Here is a 16,600-nt window from a genome sequence, read left to right on the forward strand (position 1 = left end):
CGGCCGCACGCGGCACCGACGTGGACGTGTCCCTGGGGCAGGGGCACTTGGCGGCGAGGCTCACCGGGGACGACCGGCCGGGGCTCAGTTGAAGCGGTCGTGGTCCGCCAGGACGGCGTCGACGACGCGGCGGTTGGCCTCCGCCCTCTCCTCGTCCGTGTCGATGTGCTCGGACAGGACGAGCAGCGCCTTCCACAGGGCCCAGCCCCGGGCGCGCGCCCAGGTGCCCGCGTCCTGGTCGACCGCCCGGCGGAACGCCTCGCGGCTCTCGCCGTCGAACATCCCCCACGTGGCCACCAGATCGCAGGCCGGGTCGCCGACGCCCGAGGTGCCGAAGTCGATGACCGCCGTGAGCTTGCCGCCCTCGACCAGCAGGTTGCCGGGCGCGATGTCGCCGTGGAACCACACCGGAGTGCCGTCCCATGCGGCGGCCAGCGCGGCGTCCCACACGGCCGCCGCCCGCCCGGTGTCGACGCGCCCGTCGAGTGCGGCCAGACAGCGACGGGTCTCGTCGTCGTAGTACGCCGGAGACGTTCCCCGGTACCAGCTGTGCTCGCCGGCGAGCGGGCCGCCCTCCGTGTCGCAGCGCTGCAGCGCGTGGAGGAACCCGGCCACCGACACCGCGAACTGCGCCATGTCGTCGATGTGCCCCCGCAAGGCCGTCTCTCCCGCCAGCCAGCCGCGCACGGACCACGGATAGGGGTACCCCTCCCCCGGCTCGCCCTTCGCGAGGACCGGCGGGACCGCGACGGGCAGCGAGGGCGCGAGGCGCGGCAGCCAGTCGTTCTCCTTGGCCACGGCAGGGACGTACCCGGCGGCGGTGGGGAGCCGGACCGTCTTGTCGTCGCCCAGGCGGTAGGTCCGGTTGTCCCAGCCGTCGACCTCCACCGGCGTCACGGACAGCTCGCTCCAGTGCGGGAACTGCGCGGCGAGCAGGCGCCTGACCAGAGCGGCGTCGATCCCGGCACGGCCGTCGGGGCCGCTCCGGCTCTCGGCGTCCGCACGGCTGCCGGGTGCGCTGGGGTCGCCAGCGGCGGAGGTCGAAACCATTCGGCGATCATCGCGCCGGAACCCCCGCCCCGGCAACGGGATTACGGACCTCCCGAGTTACTCGTGCCCGGAGCCGGAGTTGCCGGTACTCAGAGCCCGAGTTGCGCCCGCCCCCTCGCGTCGAGGTCCTCCAGCCGCGCACGCCCGGCCCACGACGCCTCGTAGTCCTCGCGGGCGAAGTCGCTCGGGCTCGCGCCCGCCAGGAAGCGCTCGCCGCACTCGCGGGCGTACGCGGCGTTCTTCTCGCAGTGCGGGCTCACCGGGATGTACATGACGTTGCCCCAGCGCTCCGGATTGCTGCCGTCGGCCACGGAGTGGATGAGGTCGCCGTGCCACCACACGGTGTCGCCGGGCTCCACCGCGGGGATCGCGGTCAGCGCGGGCAGCAGGACCGAGTGGTACTCCTCGGTGACCGGCAGCGCCTGGCCGTTGACCGCGCCGCACAGATCGTCGTCGGCGACGTCGTCCTGCAGGGCGCGCAGCAGCATGTACGCCATCGCCGAGGGGATGGGCACGACGTGCAGGACGCCGTCGGTGGGCCGCATCTCGGACAGCGCGGTCCAGCCCTGGAACGTACGGAAGGCCGAGCACATGACCGTCGAGGGGAACTCGTCGACGTCCGTGCGGTGGGCGCCGTCCCAGGGGTCGTACGCACTCCAGTCGCCGTCGAAGACGTGCCGGAAGACCCGCTGGTAGGCGGGGAGCAGCCAGCGCTCGACGGAGCCGGAGTCGGTGTGCGCGGACAGGCCGAGCGAGGCGGATCCGGGCTCGCGGCGCCGGATGCGGTCGGGGTAGCCGGTGTCACGGTCGGGGTCGAACCAGATCCGCCCCTCGGACTCGTGCTTCCAGAAGGAGTTGAGGAAGGAGCGCACCGCGCTCATGTTCTCGTCCTGGCGGGCCTGCATCTGCGGCCTGGACCAGTAGACGGGGTAGATCTGCGGCGTGCCGGAGGAGAGTCCCGCGAAGACGTCGTCGGCGGGGCCGCGGTAAGTGCGCGCGAAGCCGTTGTCGTCCAGGTAGGCGGCGAGTTCGGCGTCCCAGGCCTCGGCGCGGGCCCGCGGGAAGGTGCCCTTGACGACGGCGCAGCCCCGTCGGCGCACGGCCTCGACGGTCTCGGCGGGCACTGTCCCGGCCGCGACGTCCTCGAAGCGCACCACCGGGAAGACCTCACGGCCCGCCTCTCGGTCGGCGACGACGGAGGCGACCTCGGCGCGCATCGCGGCCTCGACCTCGGCGAGGGCCGCGGCCGGGTCGCCGATCCTGGCGCGCAGTTCGCGCTTGGTGGCGGCGATGGCGGCCGGGACGTCGGCGGGCACCGGAGAGGTCGCCTTGGTGGGCGCGGGCACGCCGCGACTCGCCCCGGGCGTGGCCGCGGACTCCGTCCTGGGCGTGGCCGCGGACTCCGTCCTGGGCGTGGCCGCGGACTCCGTCCCCGGTGTCACCGCGGACGCCGTCCCCGCCTCGGTCGTGGGTGCCATGTGCGTGCCTCCAACTTTTAATAAGGAGCCCTTACTAGAACCATTGATACGCTGCCGAAGCCCTCGCCGCAACCCCCTGGGGACCCCGTTGACCGACGCCGTCGAAGCCGCCGCCCGCCCCGGCGACAAGCCGCTGCCGCGCCTCGCGCTGCTCCGCGAGATGACCGACCGCACGGTCCTCGATCAGGTCTTCGACCAGGGCCGCGTCACCCGTGCCGCCCTCGCGGAGACCACCGGCATCTCCAAGCCGACGATCTCCGAGTCGGTGCGCCGCCTGGAGTCCGCGGGCGTCCTGCGCGCGAGCGGCAGCAACGAGACGGGGCGCCGCGGCCGGGTGGCCACGTACTACACGCTCGCGCCCGACGCGGGGCACGTCCTGGCCGTCGAGGTCAATCAGCACGGCGTCCGCACCCTCTCCGCGGACCTCGCCGGTGCCCCGCGCGGCACGGCACGGCTGACCACGCCGGCGGCCGAGGGCACCGAAGCGCTCGCCGACGCGCTGCGCACGGCGGTCGCGGAGGCGCTCCGGGACCGCGCAGGCGACGGCGCCCTACGCGCCCTCGCCGTGTCCGTGGCGAACCCGGTGGCCCCGCAGACCCGCACCGTCATCGCACTGCCGGACTCGCCGTTCCCCGAGAACACCCTCGACCCGCGCGCCGTCCTCGCCGAAATCGCCCCGGCTCCCTGCCTGGTGGACAACGACGTCAACTTCGCCGCCCTCGCCGAGCGGCGTGCGGGGGCGGCGGCCGATGCGCACAGCTTCCTGTACGCCTACATCGGCGCGGGACTCGGCCTCAGCCTCTACGTCGGCGACCGGCTGATCCGCGGCGCGCACGGCCTGGCGGGCGAGATCGGGTACCTCAACACGGCGGGCACCAACCCCCCGCTCTTCCTCTCCAACTCCCTGGCCCGCCAGGGCTTCGGCCGCCCCGGCAGCCCGGCGCTGGACGTCGGCGCCGTCACCGAGCACCTCTCCCGTGCCGCGTCCGGCGACACGGCGGCCCGCGCGGCCGTCGACTCCCTGGCCAACGCCCTCGGCCAGGCCCTGGCCGCCGCCTGCACCGTCGTCGATCCCGAACTGGTGCTTCTGGGCGGCCCGTTGGGCCGCCTCCCCGAGCTCCTGGAACCGATCCGCGCGACCGTCGCGGGCGCGGCCTTCGTCCCCGTCCGCATCGAGCACGGCACCATCACCGACTCACCCGGGCTCCGGGGCGCGCTCCTCGCCGCCGTGGAGGCGGGGCGCGCCGGGGTCCTCGCGTCCTAGCCCGAGACGGTGATCAGCGACATGCCAAGGGAAACCCGCACGAGTCTCGGCCGCGTCCTCCAGGACCTGGGCCCCACGCTGCTCGACCTCGTGCACGGCACCCCGGAGCCGGCGGTCGACGTCGGCGGCGTCGTCATCCATGACCCCGGGGACGACCTCGCGTACCCGCCGCATGCCGTCGTGCTCGGTGTCGCCGTCTACGGCACGGAGGCGATCACCGACCTCCTGCACGGCCTGCGGGAGCAGGGCGCCGCCGCCCTCGTCGTGCGGGGTCCCGTCGCGCCGGACGAGGCCCTCGCCGAGGCGTCGGCCGCTTCCGGCGTGGCGTTGATCGCCCTGGCGCAGGGCGCTTCCTGGTCCCAACTGACGGCGCTCCTGCGGACGTTGCTCACCGAGGGGGACGTCGGTGACGCGGGCCCCGAGTCGCTGGGCGGGGTCCCGTCCGGTGATCTGTTCGCGCTGGCCAACGCCGTCGCGACGCTGCTCGACGCGCCGGTCACGATCGAGGACCGGCGGCATCGGATCATGGCGTTCTCCGGGCGGCAGGACGAGGCGGACCAGGCGCGCGTCGCCACGGTCCTCGCGCGCCAGGTGCCCGACGGATATCTGCGCGTCCTGGAGGGCCGGGGCGTCTTCGGCGAGCTGTACCGCAGCGACCGTCCGGTGTACATCGCCCCGGCCACGATCGAGGAGGGCGAGACGGCCCTGCCGAGGGTGGCCGTCGCGGTGCGTGCCGGGGACGAGTTCCTGGGGTCGGTGTGGGCCGCGGTGCAGGAGCCGCTGACGCCCGACCGCGAGCAGGCGTTCCAGGACGCGGCCAAGCTCGTCGCCCTGCACCTGCTGCGGCACCGCGCGGGCACGGACGCGCAGAACCGGCTGCGGGCCGACCTGGTGAGTACCGTACTGGAGGGCGGGACAGGGGCTGCCGAGGCCCTGGACCGGCTGGGGCTCGTGCACGAGTCCACGGTGGTGATGGCCATGGGGCTGGCCGCGCGGGACGGGGACCACGCCCAGGTGGCGGCCGAACGGCAGCGGCTTACCAGCGCGTTGGGTATCCACCTCAACGCGGTGCAGCCCCGCTCCGCGCTCGCGCTCCTCGGCGACGTCGCCTACGCCCTCGTGCCCGTGCCCGCGGACCCCGCGGCCGGGCGGGAGCGGGCCGTGCAGATCGCGGCCAACTTCATGGAGCGCGCCGGGCAGCGGGCCCGAGCCGTCATCGGCATCGGCTCGGTGGCGGCCGAGCCCGCGGAGCTCGGCCGCTCGCGGGCCCGGGCCGACCGCGCCCTGCGGGTCCTGCTGAGCGGCCGCACCGGCCGACGGATCGCGTCGATCGGCGACGTGTACATCGACGCGCTGCTGCTGGAGATGCGGGACCTGGCGGCCGTACGCGGGGACGAACTCCTCGCCCCCGTCGCGCGGTTGGTGGAGTACGACGCCAAGCACCAGACACAGTTGGTGCAGACGCTGAGCGCGTGGCTGGACGCCTTCGGCGACGTCGTGGCCGCGTCGGCGAACACGTACGTCCACCCGAACACCTTCCGCTACCGGCTCCGCCGGGTGAGCGAGGTCGGGCGGATCGACCTGCGCGACCCCGCTGTCCGCTTCGCGCTCATGCTCCAACTGAGCCTGATGGGCGACGCCGCGCCCCGGTCCACCGCTACACCTTGATCCACTCCTTGGCCGTGGTCACCTCTTCCAGCACGTCGGCGAGCGGATCGACACCGAGGCCCGCCCCGGCGGGCACGTCGAGGTGACCGTCGGCGAGCTCGAACGGCTCGGTGACGTCCGTGGCGAAGTAGCGGCGCGAGCCGGAGGTGTCGCCGGGCAGGGTGAAGCCGGGCAGGGCGGCCAGCGCGACGTTGGCGGCGCGGCCGAGGCCGGTCTCCAGCATGCCGCCGCACCACACCGGGACGCCGTGGGCCACGCACAGGTCGTGGATGGCCTTGGCCTCCAGGTAGCCGCCCACCCGGCCCGGCTTGATGTTGATGACCGACGCGGCGCCCAGCGTGATGGCCGCGGCGGCGTCCTCGGCGGACTCGATCGACTCGTCCAGGCAGACGGGCGTGCGCAGTTGCCGGGCGAGCGAGGCGTGCTGGACGAGGTCGTCGTCGGCCAGCGGCTGCTCGACGAGGAGCAGGTCGAAGGCGTCCAGCTTGGCCAGCTGCCGGGCGTCGGCCAGGGTGTACGCCGCGTTGGCGTCGACCTGGAGGAGCAGGTCGTCGCCGAACCGCTCCCGCACCGCCCGGACCGGGGCGACGTCCCAGCCCGGCTCGATCTTGAGCTTGATGCGGACGTAGCCCTCGTCGATGAACCCGCCGACGACGTCGAGGAGTTCGGGGATCGAGTCCATGATGCCGACCGACACCCCGCACGCCACCCGCTCGCGCTCGGCGCCGAGGTACGCGCCGAAGGACTGTCCGGCGGCGCGGAGCTGGGCGTCGAGGACGGCGGTCTCCAGCGCGGCCTTGGCCATCTTGTGGCCCTTGAACGGCTTCATGGCGCGCTTGACGCCGTGGGCGTCCGCGTCGGCGGGCAGGGCGGGGACGAGGAAGCGGCGCAGCACGTCGGCCGCTCCGTCGACGTACTCGGAGCAGTAGCGGGGTTCGGACATGGCCACGCACTCGCCCCACCCCTCGCCCTCGGGGGTGACGACGCGTACGAGCAGGACGTCGCGGGCGGTCTCGACGCCGAAGGAGGTTCTGAACGGCGCCCGCAGGGGCATCGCGATCCGGCGCAGTTCGATTCCGGTGATTTTCACGGTGGTTGACTCCTGGGGAACGGGAGGAGACGAGGGGTGGGGGCAAAGGGTGAGGGGGCGAGGGCTATTCGGCGGTGTCGCGTGTGACGACGTAACGGGCGCGGTCGTGGAACCCGGTGACGCGGGCCCCCTCGGCGAGGAGTCCGCCGAGGACCTCGCGCAGGGCGAGGCGCCACGCCTTGGCCGCGCCCGGGTCGGTCCGGCGCAACCCCTCGATGTCGGACGGGACTTCGACCAGCAGCGTGCGGGCGTCACGACGACCGAGGACCGGGAGACCGTCCCGCGCGGACAGGGCGGTCACGGCCTCTGCCGGTACGGACACGGGCGGCGCGGCCGAGGCCGCGGCGGCCGCCACGGCCGGATGGGACAGCTCCCAGGAGACGAGGGCGCGGTCGCTGTCGTCGCCGCCGTTGATCGCGTCGTCCATCGCCCCGTAGAAGCTGGTGAGGTACTCCACCGGGCGCCCGCCGAGCTTGGCCAGGTTGAAGTGGGCGTTGCGCCGCACCAGCGGGTCGTAGGTCCAGGTGACCGCGGAAAGGCCGCGGGCCAGGGCCCAGTCGCGCTGGTGCCACTTGAGGGCCAGGCCCGCGCCGTGGCCGGGCAGCGCCCCGGTGACGTGGGAGTGCAGGGCCTGCCCCACGGGGGCCGCGAAGAAGGCGACGGACGCGCCGACCAGGCGGCCGTCCGCGAAGGCCCCCGCGACGTAGTTGCCGGCGTGGGAGAGCGCCCGCATCTGCTCGACGCCCATCGGGGACGCGCCGGGCGCGGAGCCCCAGATGCGCTCGAACAGCGCGTTGACGCCCTCCAGTTCGCGCAGCTCGTGCACCTCGCGGACTTCGAGGGCGGCATGGACGGCACGGGTGGGGCGGGCGTTCACGGGGCGGGTGTTGTCAGGGCGGGTGTTCACGGGGCCTCCTCCTGCGCCGGAGCGACCAGAGCCACCAGGGCGGCGAGGAGCCGTGCGCGGGGGACCATCTCCGCGACGATCACATGCTCGTGGTCCGCGTGGGCGCCGCCGCCGACGGCGCCCAGGCCGTCCAGGGTCGGGCAGCCGAGCCCCGCCGTGATGTTGCCGTCGGAGGCCCCGCCGACCGCCGCCGAGGAGAGGGCACCCAGGCCCAGATCCCGGGCGAGGACACGGGCCTTCGCGAAGAGTTCGGCGGACGAACTCTCCTCCAGCGGAGGACGGTTGGGCCCGCCGAGCACCTCCAGTCCCGCTCCGGGCACCGTCACCTTCAACGCCCGCATCGCCGCGTCCACGCGCTCCTGCGCCGCGAGGGTCGGCACGCGGACGTCGACGCTGACCCTGGCCTTGGCGGGCACCGTGTTGGTCGCCGAGCCCGCACCGACCACCGTGGGGACCACGGTGGTGCGCCAGTCGTGCCGCGCGCCGGGGTCGACCTCGTCCGCGAGGCCCTCCAGGGCGAGGATCAGGTGCGCGGCCTCGACGGCGGAGTTGATTCCCCTCTCCGGCTCCAGACCGGAGTGGGCGGCCTTGCCGTGCACCACCAACTCGTAGGCGGAGGTGCCCTTTCGGGCGGTCTTCAGGGCGCCGCCGTCCGCCGACGCCTCAAGGACGAAGGTGGCCGCGCACTGCCGCGCGGACTCCTCGATGAGGGCCCGCGACGCCTCCGAGCCGACCTCCTCGTCACCGGTCACCAGTACGCGGATCCCCTCCAGGGAGGGCAGCGAAGCCAGGGCGTGGAACATCTGCACCAGCCCTGCCTTCATGTCGAAGACACCGGGACCGCGCGCCACTCCGTCCCGCACCGACCACGGGTGCGTGGCGAGCGATCCCATGGGCCACACCGTGTCGTGGTGTCCGAGGAGGAGCACCCGGGGCGTGCCGAACGTCCACCGCAGATGCGTGACGCCGTCGACGACGATGCGTTCGGGCGGGGCCCCGAGGTGGCGGGTCCCCTGCGCGGCCACGACGTCCGCGCTGCGGGCCACGGCCTCCAGATCCGCCGAGAAGGACTCGCACACCACGAGCTCCTCCAGATCCGCGAGCATCGCGGCGAGCGACTCCTTACCGCTGTGCAGTTCCTGGGTCACCTTCGACTCCTCCCTCGAGACATGCCGACGACGCTATGGGAAAAAGAAGGGCCTGCGTTCGTGCCCTGCACCCAAGATCAGCGGGCGGCTCCGTACCAGGCGACGAACCCGCGGTGCCGCGCGCGGTGGCCGTGCGCGGTGGCCGTGCGCGGTGCCGTCCGCCGAAGCCTCCCTGCCACCGGCTCCTCTGTGCTGACATGGACGTCCGTGTCCGCGTCCGCGTCCAGGGAGCCCCCGTGTCCAGAACGCCGCAGGAGATCTTCCAGAGCTACGTCCACGCAGGTTCCCTGTCCCGGAACGCCGACGCCCTGGCCGAGCAGTTCACCGAGGACGGGATCTTCGAGGCGCCCCTCGTGCCGGACGGCGCCGTCTTCCCGAGGAGACTGGTGGGACGCGAGGAGATCCGCGCGGCGATGGCCGCTTACTACGAGCGGCAGGCGAAGGACGACGGCCGCGGGCCCAACCTCCAGAAGTCCGGGTACGTGCTGCACACCACCGCCGACCCCGACGTGTTCATCGCCGAGATCGACACGGTCTTCGACGCGGAGGTCGGCAGCGGCAGGGAGGGCGGAGAGGGCGAGGACGTGGTCGTCTCCCTGGTGCAGATCTTCCGCGTCCGGGACGGGAGGATCGCTCGGCTTCGCGACTACTTCGCGCCCGGCGCGGTGGGCTGATCACGGTCCCGGTCGCGTCCGGGACGGCACCCGCATACCGTGTTCGCCAGGGGGCACCCCCCGAGCGAAATGGCAGGCGCACCCGCTAGATGGTCGCGCAGGCGGACGGCGTGACCGCGCCGGCCTGGCGGGCTGAGGGCCGGGGCGGGGGCATGAACAGGTACAGCAGGGACAGGGGGCCGGGACGGGGGCAGGATCAACGCCTCGCCCGCCCCTGCCCCCGCGCCGCGCCCTGAGCTCACCCAACCCTGAGCTCGCCGGACGGACCCTGGCGAACCCGCCCGGTCACTTCTTCTTGCACAGGACGTCGTCGACGAGTTGCTCGGTGCGCTCGTCCCTGTTCTCCGCGGCCAGGTTGGTCGAGCGCATCACGATGACGCCCTTCCTGCCCTTGTCGACGAAGCCGTTGGCGTTCAGATGACCCAGCGTGGTCCCGCCGTGGCCCCAGTAGCCGCCTCCGCAGCTGAGCTTCGTACGGAAGATGCCGAGCCCGTACTCCTCCTTGGTCTCCGTCTGGCCTTCTGCGAGGGCCGGCACCGTCTTCTGCATCTGCGCCAGCTGCTTCGGCTTGAGCAGCTTGCCGCCGAGCAGTCCCTGCCAGAACCGCGCGAGGTCGTTCGGGGTGGTGACGAGGTCGCCCGCCGCGCCGCCCCAGGTCATGCTCACCTCGGTGCTTTCGACGAGCCGCCCTCCGGGCTTGAACTGCTGATAAGCCTTTCCGTGGGGGTGGGGAAGGCCGGTGCGGGTGCCCGCGGAGAAGGTGTGCCTGAGGCCGAGGGGTTCGATGATCCGGGCACGGACCTCGTCGCTCCAGTGACGACCCGTCACCTTCTCGATGATCATCCCGGCGAGTATGTAGCCGGTGTTGGAGTAGCTCCATCCCTTGCCGGGCTCGAAGAGGGGGCGGTTGCGCAGGGCCAGGTCGACCAGTTCGCGCGGCTCGTAGGGGTCGAGGCGGTGCTTCTGGAAGTCCTCCTCGTCCAGTACGGGCAGGCTCTCGTCGTAGTCGGGCAGGCCGCTGGTGTGCTGCAGCAACTGCCGTACGGTGATGCGCTTTCCGTCGTTGCCGTTGTTCTCGACCACGCCGGGCAGCCACCGGTCGACCGTGTCGTCGAGGCGCATGCGGCCTTCGCCGACCAACTGCAGCACGACGGTCGAGACGAAGGTCTTGGTGTTGCTGCCCATACGGAAGTAGCCCTGGCGCGGCATCGGCCGGTCCGTGCCGAGTTCGGCGGTGCCGCTGCGCAGGGAGGTGCGGGCGCGTCCGTTCACCAAGGTGGCCTCGGCGCCGACCACTCCGTCCTCGACGATGTCGTCCAGGCTCCGCTGCACGTCCGCCCGGCTCTGACCGGCTGCTCCGCGGTCGGCCTGGGCCCATGCCGTGGAGATCGGCATCGCGAGCGTCGCCGCGACGGCGACGGCCGTCAGCGATCCCAGGGCGACTCCACGGCGCGCGGAGGCGGACCGGGGGCGGGCGGCCCGGCTGTCACGTGCGGAGTCTCGCAGCTGCGTCATGGTGGTTGCCTCACATCACTGGAAGGGGTGCGGCGGCACGCGACATCCCCGTGGGTGAGGGGTGTTGAGGGTGCCGACCGGCGGCCGGGCGGTGCGCCCGGCCCAAGATCATTCACCCATGGGAGAGCGGCACCCGACCATGACGAAGCCCCCCTGACATGGGGTACGGAGAACCCCACCTCCGCAGGGGGGCTGCCTTGAGGCCCCTGCCGTCAACTCCCTTGACGCGGGCGGCCGGTCCGGAACGGGACGGCCTGCACGCACCGCGGCAGTCGGCACGAACGGAGACAGCCGGCACGGGAACAAGGCGCTGTACCAGCACCTGTCCCGCACCGGCTGCGGCTACGAGGGCGCGCGTCATGGCCGAGCCGGCCACCGAGGACCGGGCCCGACCTGGCTCCGCGAGTTCTACCAGGAGCGGTGGACGGCCCTCACCGCCTCAGCCAGGCGCCCGCGCCCTGGACCCAGGCGGTGAACAGGGCCTCGTCGCCCAGGACTTCGATGCCGTCGGCCGGGGTCGGGGTGCGGCGCCGGTAGAGCAGGAGCAGCAGGTCCGCGAGCGGTCCGCGGACCGCCGCCGTCGCCTTCTTGTGGGCGTGGCTCCAGGTGCTGGGGTTCTCGGAGAGGTCGATGAGCCACTCGCCCTTCCCCTCCGGGGCGTCCGTGGCGTGGAAGTGGATCGAGCGGCCGGGGCCGAGCAGCGCGGCGTACTCGTCCGCGGAGGGGAAGGCCTGCGGCAGGGTGCTGAGCCAGATCCACTCGTCGAGGCCGTCGATCGCGACGTCCGCGTCGAGGGTGTACGTTCCGCCGACCGCGGCGGTGGCGTCGAAGCGGTGGACGACGGTCTCGTACGTCATGCGGCGGGCCCAGAAGGCCGGATTGCCGCCCGGCGCCACGGTCCACACCCGGACGTCCGGATCCGTCGCCCGCAGTGTCTCGGCGAACCGGGCGGCGCCCTCCGTCAACCAGGCGGACAGCGAGTCGATGTCGTCGTCCGCATCCGGCGTGACGTCGTTGACCTGCTCGTCCGGTACGGGCTCGGTGGCCCGGGTCCGCACGATCGTCTCGGCCCAGCGGTGCGTGCCGCCGACGTGGCGCAGCAGGTGGGCGAGGGTCCAGCCGGGGCATCCCGGCACGGGCGCGGCGGCGTCCGCGCCCTTGACCGTGGCGGTCAACCGCGCGGTCTGGTCGACGATTCGGGCGGCATGACGTTCGTGGACGGGGCTCGGGCTCGGATGCGTCATGCCGTCACGGTAGTCCACGGACTGCAGGACGCCGGGCACGAACCAGGGACTGCTGAGGACGGAGGGCACACCCCCACGGCCGGCGCCTCCCTCGCTCGCGCTGCCGGGCGCAGTGCCGGTGCCCGTACCCGTGCTCGCGCCGCAGGGCAGGACGCCTGTGCCCGTGCTCATGCCCGTGCCCGCGCTGCCGGGCGCAATGCCCATGCCCTCGCCCGCGCCGCGCGGCGCGAGGTCGCCCCCCGTGCCGGCGCTACCGGGCACGCCCTCGGCTCCCCCGCCCCTCCCTGCCGCCGCCTCAACGGCGGCCCCTCTGCCCGTAGGTTCCCCGGCGCTCGGCTCCGTGGCGGCCATGTCGTCCCTTGCTGTCGCTGTCGTTGTCTCTGTCGTTGTCTCTGTCGTCGGACCTGCCACGGGACCGGTCCTTGCCGCAAGCCGTGCCCCTCCCCCGCTCGTTCACGCCGACGTCGCCAGGAACTGCGTCGCCGCCAGCTCTCCGTACAGCGGGTCCTCCTCCACCAGTTCCGTGTGCGTGCCCACCGCGCGCACCCTGCCCGCGTCCATCACCACGATCCGGTCCGCCAGCGTCACCGTGGACAGTCGGTGGGCCACCACGAGGACCGTCACCTCACGGGACACCTCGGCCACCACGTCCCGCAGGGCCAGTTCGTTGACCGCGTCCAACTGCGACGTCGCCTCGTCGAGCAGGAGCAGGCGGGGTTTCCTGAGCAGCGCGCGGGCGATCGCCACCCGCTGCCGCTCGCCCCCGGAGAGCTTGGACCCCCGGTGGCCGACCACCGTGTCGAGGCCGTCGGGCAGCCGCTCGACCATGCCGTCGAGCCGGGCGCGTACGAGGACGTCGTGGACCTCGGCGTCGGTGGCGTCCGGCGCCGCGAAGAGGAGGTTCTCGCGCAGGGTGCCCGCGAGGACGGGCGCGTCCTGCTCCACGTACCCGATGGAGGCCCGCAGTTCGGCGAGCGGCCACTCCTGGACGTCCTTGCCGTCGACCAGGACCCGGCCGCCCGTCGCCTCGTAGAACCGCTCGATCAGGCCGAACACGGTCGTCTTGCCCGCGCCGGAGGGACCCACGAACGCCGTCATCCCCGCGCCCGGCACCTCGAAGCTCACGCCGTGGTGGACGTACGGCTGGTCGTCGCGGTAGCGGAAGGTCACGTCGTCGAAGGTGACCGACATGGCGGCGGGCGCAGCGGGCACCGCCACCGGTGCCGCCGGGTCCACGGCCCCGTCCGGCACGGGCCTCTCCGTCTGCTCCGTCTCCAGTCGTTCCGCCTGCACGATCCGCGCGATCGCCGCCGAGCCCACCTGGTACTGCGTCGCCGCGTCGACCAGCCGCGACACCGGGTCGATCAAGTAGAAGAGGAAGAGCAGGTACGTCACCAGCGTCGAGATCGTTATCGCGCCGGACGCGACCCGCGCGCCGCCGATGCCGAGCACCGCGAGGAACGACACCTGCACGGCGAGACCGACCGAACTCCCCGCCACCGACTGCCACTTCGCCGAGCGCACCCCGTGCCGCCACGCCTCCTGCGCCGCGGCCTCCACCGCGGCGGCCTCCCGCTGTTCGGCGCCGGAGGCCTTGACCGTGCGGAAGGCGCCGAACGCCCGCTCCAGCGCGGTGGAGATCGTGCCCACCGCTTCCTGCGAGCGCTGCGTCGCCTGCGCGATCTTCGGCATGAGCAGGGCCACCGCGCCGCCGATGAGCACGATCACCCCGAGCGTGACGCCGAGCAGCACCGCGTCCATCAGCCCCATCAGGATGATCGTCGCGATGAAGGTGAGACCGCCCGAGGCCGCGGACACCACGGACTGGGTGGTCACGGCCCGCAGCAGCGTCGTGTCCGAGGTGATGCGCGACATCAGGTCGCCCGGCTGGGTCCGCTCCACCTCGGGCAGGCGCAGCCGCAGCAGCCGCCCGATCAGGGTGCGCCGGGCCGCGAGCACCACGGACTCGGCGGTGCGCTCCAGGACGTACGCGCCGAAGGCCTCGATCGCGGTGCCGAGGACCACGAGCGCCGTGAGGAGCAGCAGCACGCCGACGATCGAGTCGTCGCCGCCGAGCCGTTCCACGAGCGCCCCGGCCGCCAGCGGCTGGGCAAGCCCCGTCGCCGCGCCGATCAGCGTCAGTACGGCGCCCAGGGCGACGGCGGCGCGGTGCGGACGGAAGTGCTGGTACAGGGCGCGCCAGGTCTCCTTCGCGGGCAGTCGCTCGGCGTCGGTCCCGGCGGGGGGTCCGGCAGCGGTCCCGGCAGCGGTCCTGGCAGCCGTCCCGGCGGAGACGGGGCCGGGCGTGGGGTCCGGCCCGGTGGTAGGTGGTGTTTCGGTCACGTCGGTCACGACTGACAGGACGCGGTACGGAGTGATCCACCTGACTGACGTGCGAAGTGTCGTGGACCGGCGCACCCCGCGTCCCGTTCCCGTACAGGAATGCGAGAAGTCGCTGCCCCGCATGATTCGGTCGGGCCCTTCACTACCCGGGATGACAGTGGGGAGTTAAACGATCTGCCGAAACGGTGCAGAGACGATTCTGCACGGGGACGGTGGCACGGGGCGGGCAGCGGGCTCGCGGCGGTGAGGGACGCGAGCGGAGTGGAGAGGCGTGCGAGAACGGGGTCACGGGAAGAGCGCTGCCCGGCCGGACGGTCCGCGCTCCGGCGGTCTGATCGGACGGGCCGACGAGCTGGGGGCGCTGCGCAGGATGCTGGCGCAGGGCAGGCTGGTCACGGTGGTGGGCGGCGCGGGCGTCGGCAAGAGCCTGCTCGCCGAGCACGCCGCCACCGCGGTGGGCGGTTCGCTGCCGGACGGTGTGGTGCGGGTGCGGTGGTGGGACGGCGGTCAGACGCGCCGCAGGCCGGTCGCCCAGGCGGTGGCCGAGGCGATGGACGACGAGGCGGAGGGGGCGGCCGCGCCGGTCGGGGCCGCGGATCTTGCGGCGCGGCTGCGCGGGCGCCGGATGCTCCTGGTCCTGGACGATGTCGATCCGGTACGGGAGGACTGCGTACGCCTGGTCCGCGAACTCCTCGAAGAGGCCCCGGGGACACGGGTACTGGCCACCGGCCGCCGGCCACTGGGTCTCGGCGACGAAACGGTCCTGCGGCTCGGGCCGCTGGGGGTGGGGGGCGGCGGAGGTCCGGGCGTGAGCGGAGGCGCGGCTCCAGGCCCCGCCGTCGCCCTGTTCCTGGAGCGCGTTCGGGCCGCCCGCCGCGAGGTTCCCGCTGCCTGTCCCTCCCCGCCGCACCCCGGCGAGCTCCGGCTCGCCCACGAGATCTGCCGACGGCTCGAAGGCGTGCCGCTGGCCCTGGAGCTGGCGGCGGCCCAGTCCGCGCAGTATCCGTTGGCGCAGCTCGCCCGGATGCTGGAGCCCTCGCAGGGGTGGCTCGGCGTCGCGGACGCGCCTTTGCGCAGGCACCGGTCGCTGCGGGCCGCCGTGGGCGCGGGGTACGCGCTGTGCGGGACCGCCGAGCGGACCGTGTGGGCCAGGCTGAGCGTGTTCGCCGCGGACTTCGACGAGGACGCGGCCGTGTTCGTGTGCGCGGGCGGCGGCCTCGACGCCCGGGACGTGCCGGTCTCGCTCGCCCGCCTGGTGCTCGCCTCGGTCCTGGAGCCGGTCCGCGATCCCGGCGGGGTCCTCACGCCGCGCTACCGCATGACCGCCGCGGTCCGCGGGTTCGGCGCCGAACGGCTGCAGTCCGCCGGGGAGACGGCGGCCGCCGTCAGCCGCCATCTGTACTGGTACGGCCATGTCGCCTCCACCGCCCACCACTTGTGGAGCACGGGACGGCACGAGCGGGCCGCCGCGCTCGTACGCGACGAGGAGGCAGATCTGCGCGCCGCGCTCCTGCGGCAGCCGAGCGGCGCCGACCAGGCCTCCTCCGCGCTCGCCCTCGCGGTGGACCTGTGGTTCTGGTGGGCGGTCTGCGGTCACGCCGAGGAGGGGCGCGCGGTCCTCGCGCGGCTGCTGCCGCTGGGCCGGTCCGACACCCGGGTCTGCGGGCAGGCCCTGTGGCTCGCCGGATGGCTGACCGCGTGCGCCAACGCCACCGAGGCGGCCGAACTGCTCGGCCAGGCCTGGCGGGTGGCGGTGCTCGCCGGTGACGACGCGACCATCGGGCGCGCCGCGCACGTGCTGGGCGCGCTCGCCCTGGAGGACGGCAGGACGGAGCGGGCCATCGCGCATCTGCGGGAGGCCGCCGACACCATTCCCGCGCACGCGGAGCACGGCCCGCCCGCGGCCGTCAGCTGGGCGCTCCTCGCGGTGGCCCAGGCCAGGGTGAGACCGGCCGACGCGTGGCGCAGCGTCCGGCGCGCCTCCGCGGGACCGCAGCCGCGGCACGACGTGTGGACGCGCTCCATCACGCAGTACGCGCAGGCCCTCGTCGACCACTTACGCGGGCGCCGCAGCCGAGCCTGGCGGCGCGCCCACAAAGCGCTCGCCGGGACCGCCGAGGTCCCGGCCGTCGCCACCATGGCAGGGCCGCCCGGCGCCGCACTCATCCATCAGCTGATCGCGGACATCGAGGCGGGCCGGCCGCCCGCCTGAACCCCGG

General features: G+C 73.7%; 12 protein-coding genes. 4 read left to right on the plus strand and 8 right to left on the minus strand.

Annotated features, from left to right (window positions below; genetic code table 11):
• Positions 1 to 84: 84 nt before the first annotated feature.
• Positions 85 to 1,050 carry an aminoglycoside phosphotransferase family protein gene (locus ACZ4D5_RS23050; RefSeq protein ID WP_467774263.1) on the minus strand — a complete coding sequence of 322 codons (966 nt, stop codon included), beginning with the start codon at positions 1,048 to 1,050 and terminating at the stop codon, positions 85 to 87.
• Between the two features lie 89 nt (positions 1,051 to 1,139).
• Entirely contained in the window at positions 1,140 to 2,528 is a 1,389-nt protein-coding gene (locus tag ACZ4D5_RS23055) for a YbiU family protein (RefSeq protein WP_467774264.1), read from the minus strand.
• Positions 2,529 to 2,616: 88 nt separating this feature from the next.
• Between ACZ4D5_RS23055 and ACZ4D5_RS23060 the strand changes: the two genes are divergently transcribed.
• Complete coding sequence (locus ACZ4D5_RS23060) at positions 2,617 to 3,792, plus strand: ROK family transcriptional regulator (protein WP_467774265.1); 1,176 nt, start codon at positions 2,617 to 2,619, stop codon at positions 3,790 to 3,792.
• 21 nt (positions 3,793 to 3,813) lie between these two features.
• Positions 3,814 to 5,460, plus strand: coding sequence for a PucR family transcriptional regulator (locus ACZ4D5_RS23065; RefSeq protein WP_467774266.1), 1,647 nt, complete (start codon positions 3,814 to 3,816; stop codon positions 5,458 to 5,460).
• Here ACZ4D5_RS23065 and menC read toward each other — a convergent pair.
• The 3 genes from menC to ACZ4D5_RS23080 all read right to left on the minus strand — a co-directional run bounded on the left by menC (position 5,450) and on the right by ACZ4D5_RS23080 (position 8,563).
• Positions 5,450 to 6,550 (minus strand): o-succinylbenzoate synthase, encoded by a 1,101-nt coding sequence (gene menC / locus ACZ4D5_RS23070; protein WP_467774267.1) that lies wholly within the window; start codon positions 6,548 to 6,550, stop codon positions 5,450 to 5,452. The two genes, ACZ4D5_RS23065 and menC, sit on opposite strands and share 11 nt — an antisense overlap.
• A 64-nt stretch (positions 6,551 to 6,614) precedes the next feature.
• Positions 6,615 to 7,457: a GNAT family N-acetyltransferase gene (locus ACZ4D5_RS23075; protein WP_467774268.1), complete on the minus strand. Its 843-nt coding sequence runs from the start codon at positions 7,455 to 7,457 to the stop codon at positions 6,615 to 6,617.
• Positions 7,454 to 8,563, minus strand: coding sequence for a M20 family metallopeptidase (locus ACZ4D5_RS23080; RefSeq protein WP_467774473.1), 1,110 nt, complete (start codon positions 8,561 to 8,563; stop codon positions 7,454 to 7,456). The genes ACZ4D5_RS23075 and ACZ4D5_RS23080 overlap by 4 nt, the downstream gene beginning before the upstream one ends.
• Positions 8,564 to 8,841: 278 nt before the next feature.
• Between ACZ4D5_RS23080 and ACZ4D5_RS23085 the strand changes: the two genes are divergently transcribed.
• The gene (locus ACZ4D5_RS23085; protein WP_467774269.1) at positions 8,842 to 9,279 is read left to right on the plus strand and encodes a nuclear transport factor 2 family protein; all 438 of its coding nucleotides are present in this window, start codon (positions 8,842 to 8,844) and stop codon (positions 9,277 to 9,279) included.
• A 285-nt stretch (positions 9,280 to 9,564) separates the two neighbouring features.
• Here ACZ4D5_RS23085 and ACZ4D5_RS23090 read toward each other — a convergent pair whose 3' ends face one another.
• The 3 genes from ACZ4D5_RS23090 to ACZ4D5_RS23100 all read right to left on the minus strand — a co-directional run bounded on the left by ACZ4D5_RS23090 (position 9,565) and on the right by ACZ4D5_RS23100 (position 14,399).
• Positions 9,565 to 10,794, minus strand: a complete 1,230-nt coding sequence (locus ACZ4D5_RS23090; protein WP_467774270.1) for a serine hydrolase domain-containing protein — start codon at positions 10,792 to 10,794, stop codon at positions 9,565 to 9,567.
• Between the two features lie 431 nt (positions 10,795 to 11,225).
• A complete protein-coding gene (locus ACZ4D5_RS23095; RefSeq protein WP_467774271.1) occupies positions 11,226 to 12,299 on the minus strand; it encodes a maleylpyruvate isomerase N-terminal domain-containing protein in 1,074 nt (357 codons plus the stop codon).
• 192 nt (positions 12,300 to 12,491) lie between these two features.
• Entirely contained in the window at positions 12,492 to 14,399 is a 1,908-nt protein-coding gene (locus ACZ4D5_RS23100) for an ABC transporter ATP-binding protein (RefSeq protein WP_467774474.1), read from the minus strand.
• 253 nt (positions 14,400 to 14,652) lie between these two features.
• Here ACZ4D5_RS23100 and ACZ4D5_RS23105 point away from each other — a divergent pair, with 253 nt between their 5' ends.
• A complete protein-coding gene (locus ACZ4D5_RS23105; protein WP_467774272.1) occupies positions 14,653 to 16,593 on the plus strand; it encodes an ATP-binding protein in 1,941 nt (646 codons plus the stop codon).
• Positions 16,594 to 16,600 lie beyond the last annotated feature (7 nt).

It is taken from the genome of Streptomyces sp. NPDC025651 (assembly GCF_055558735.1).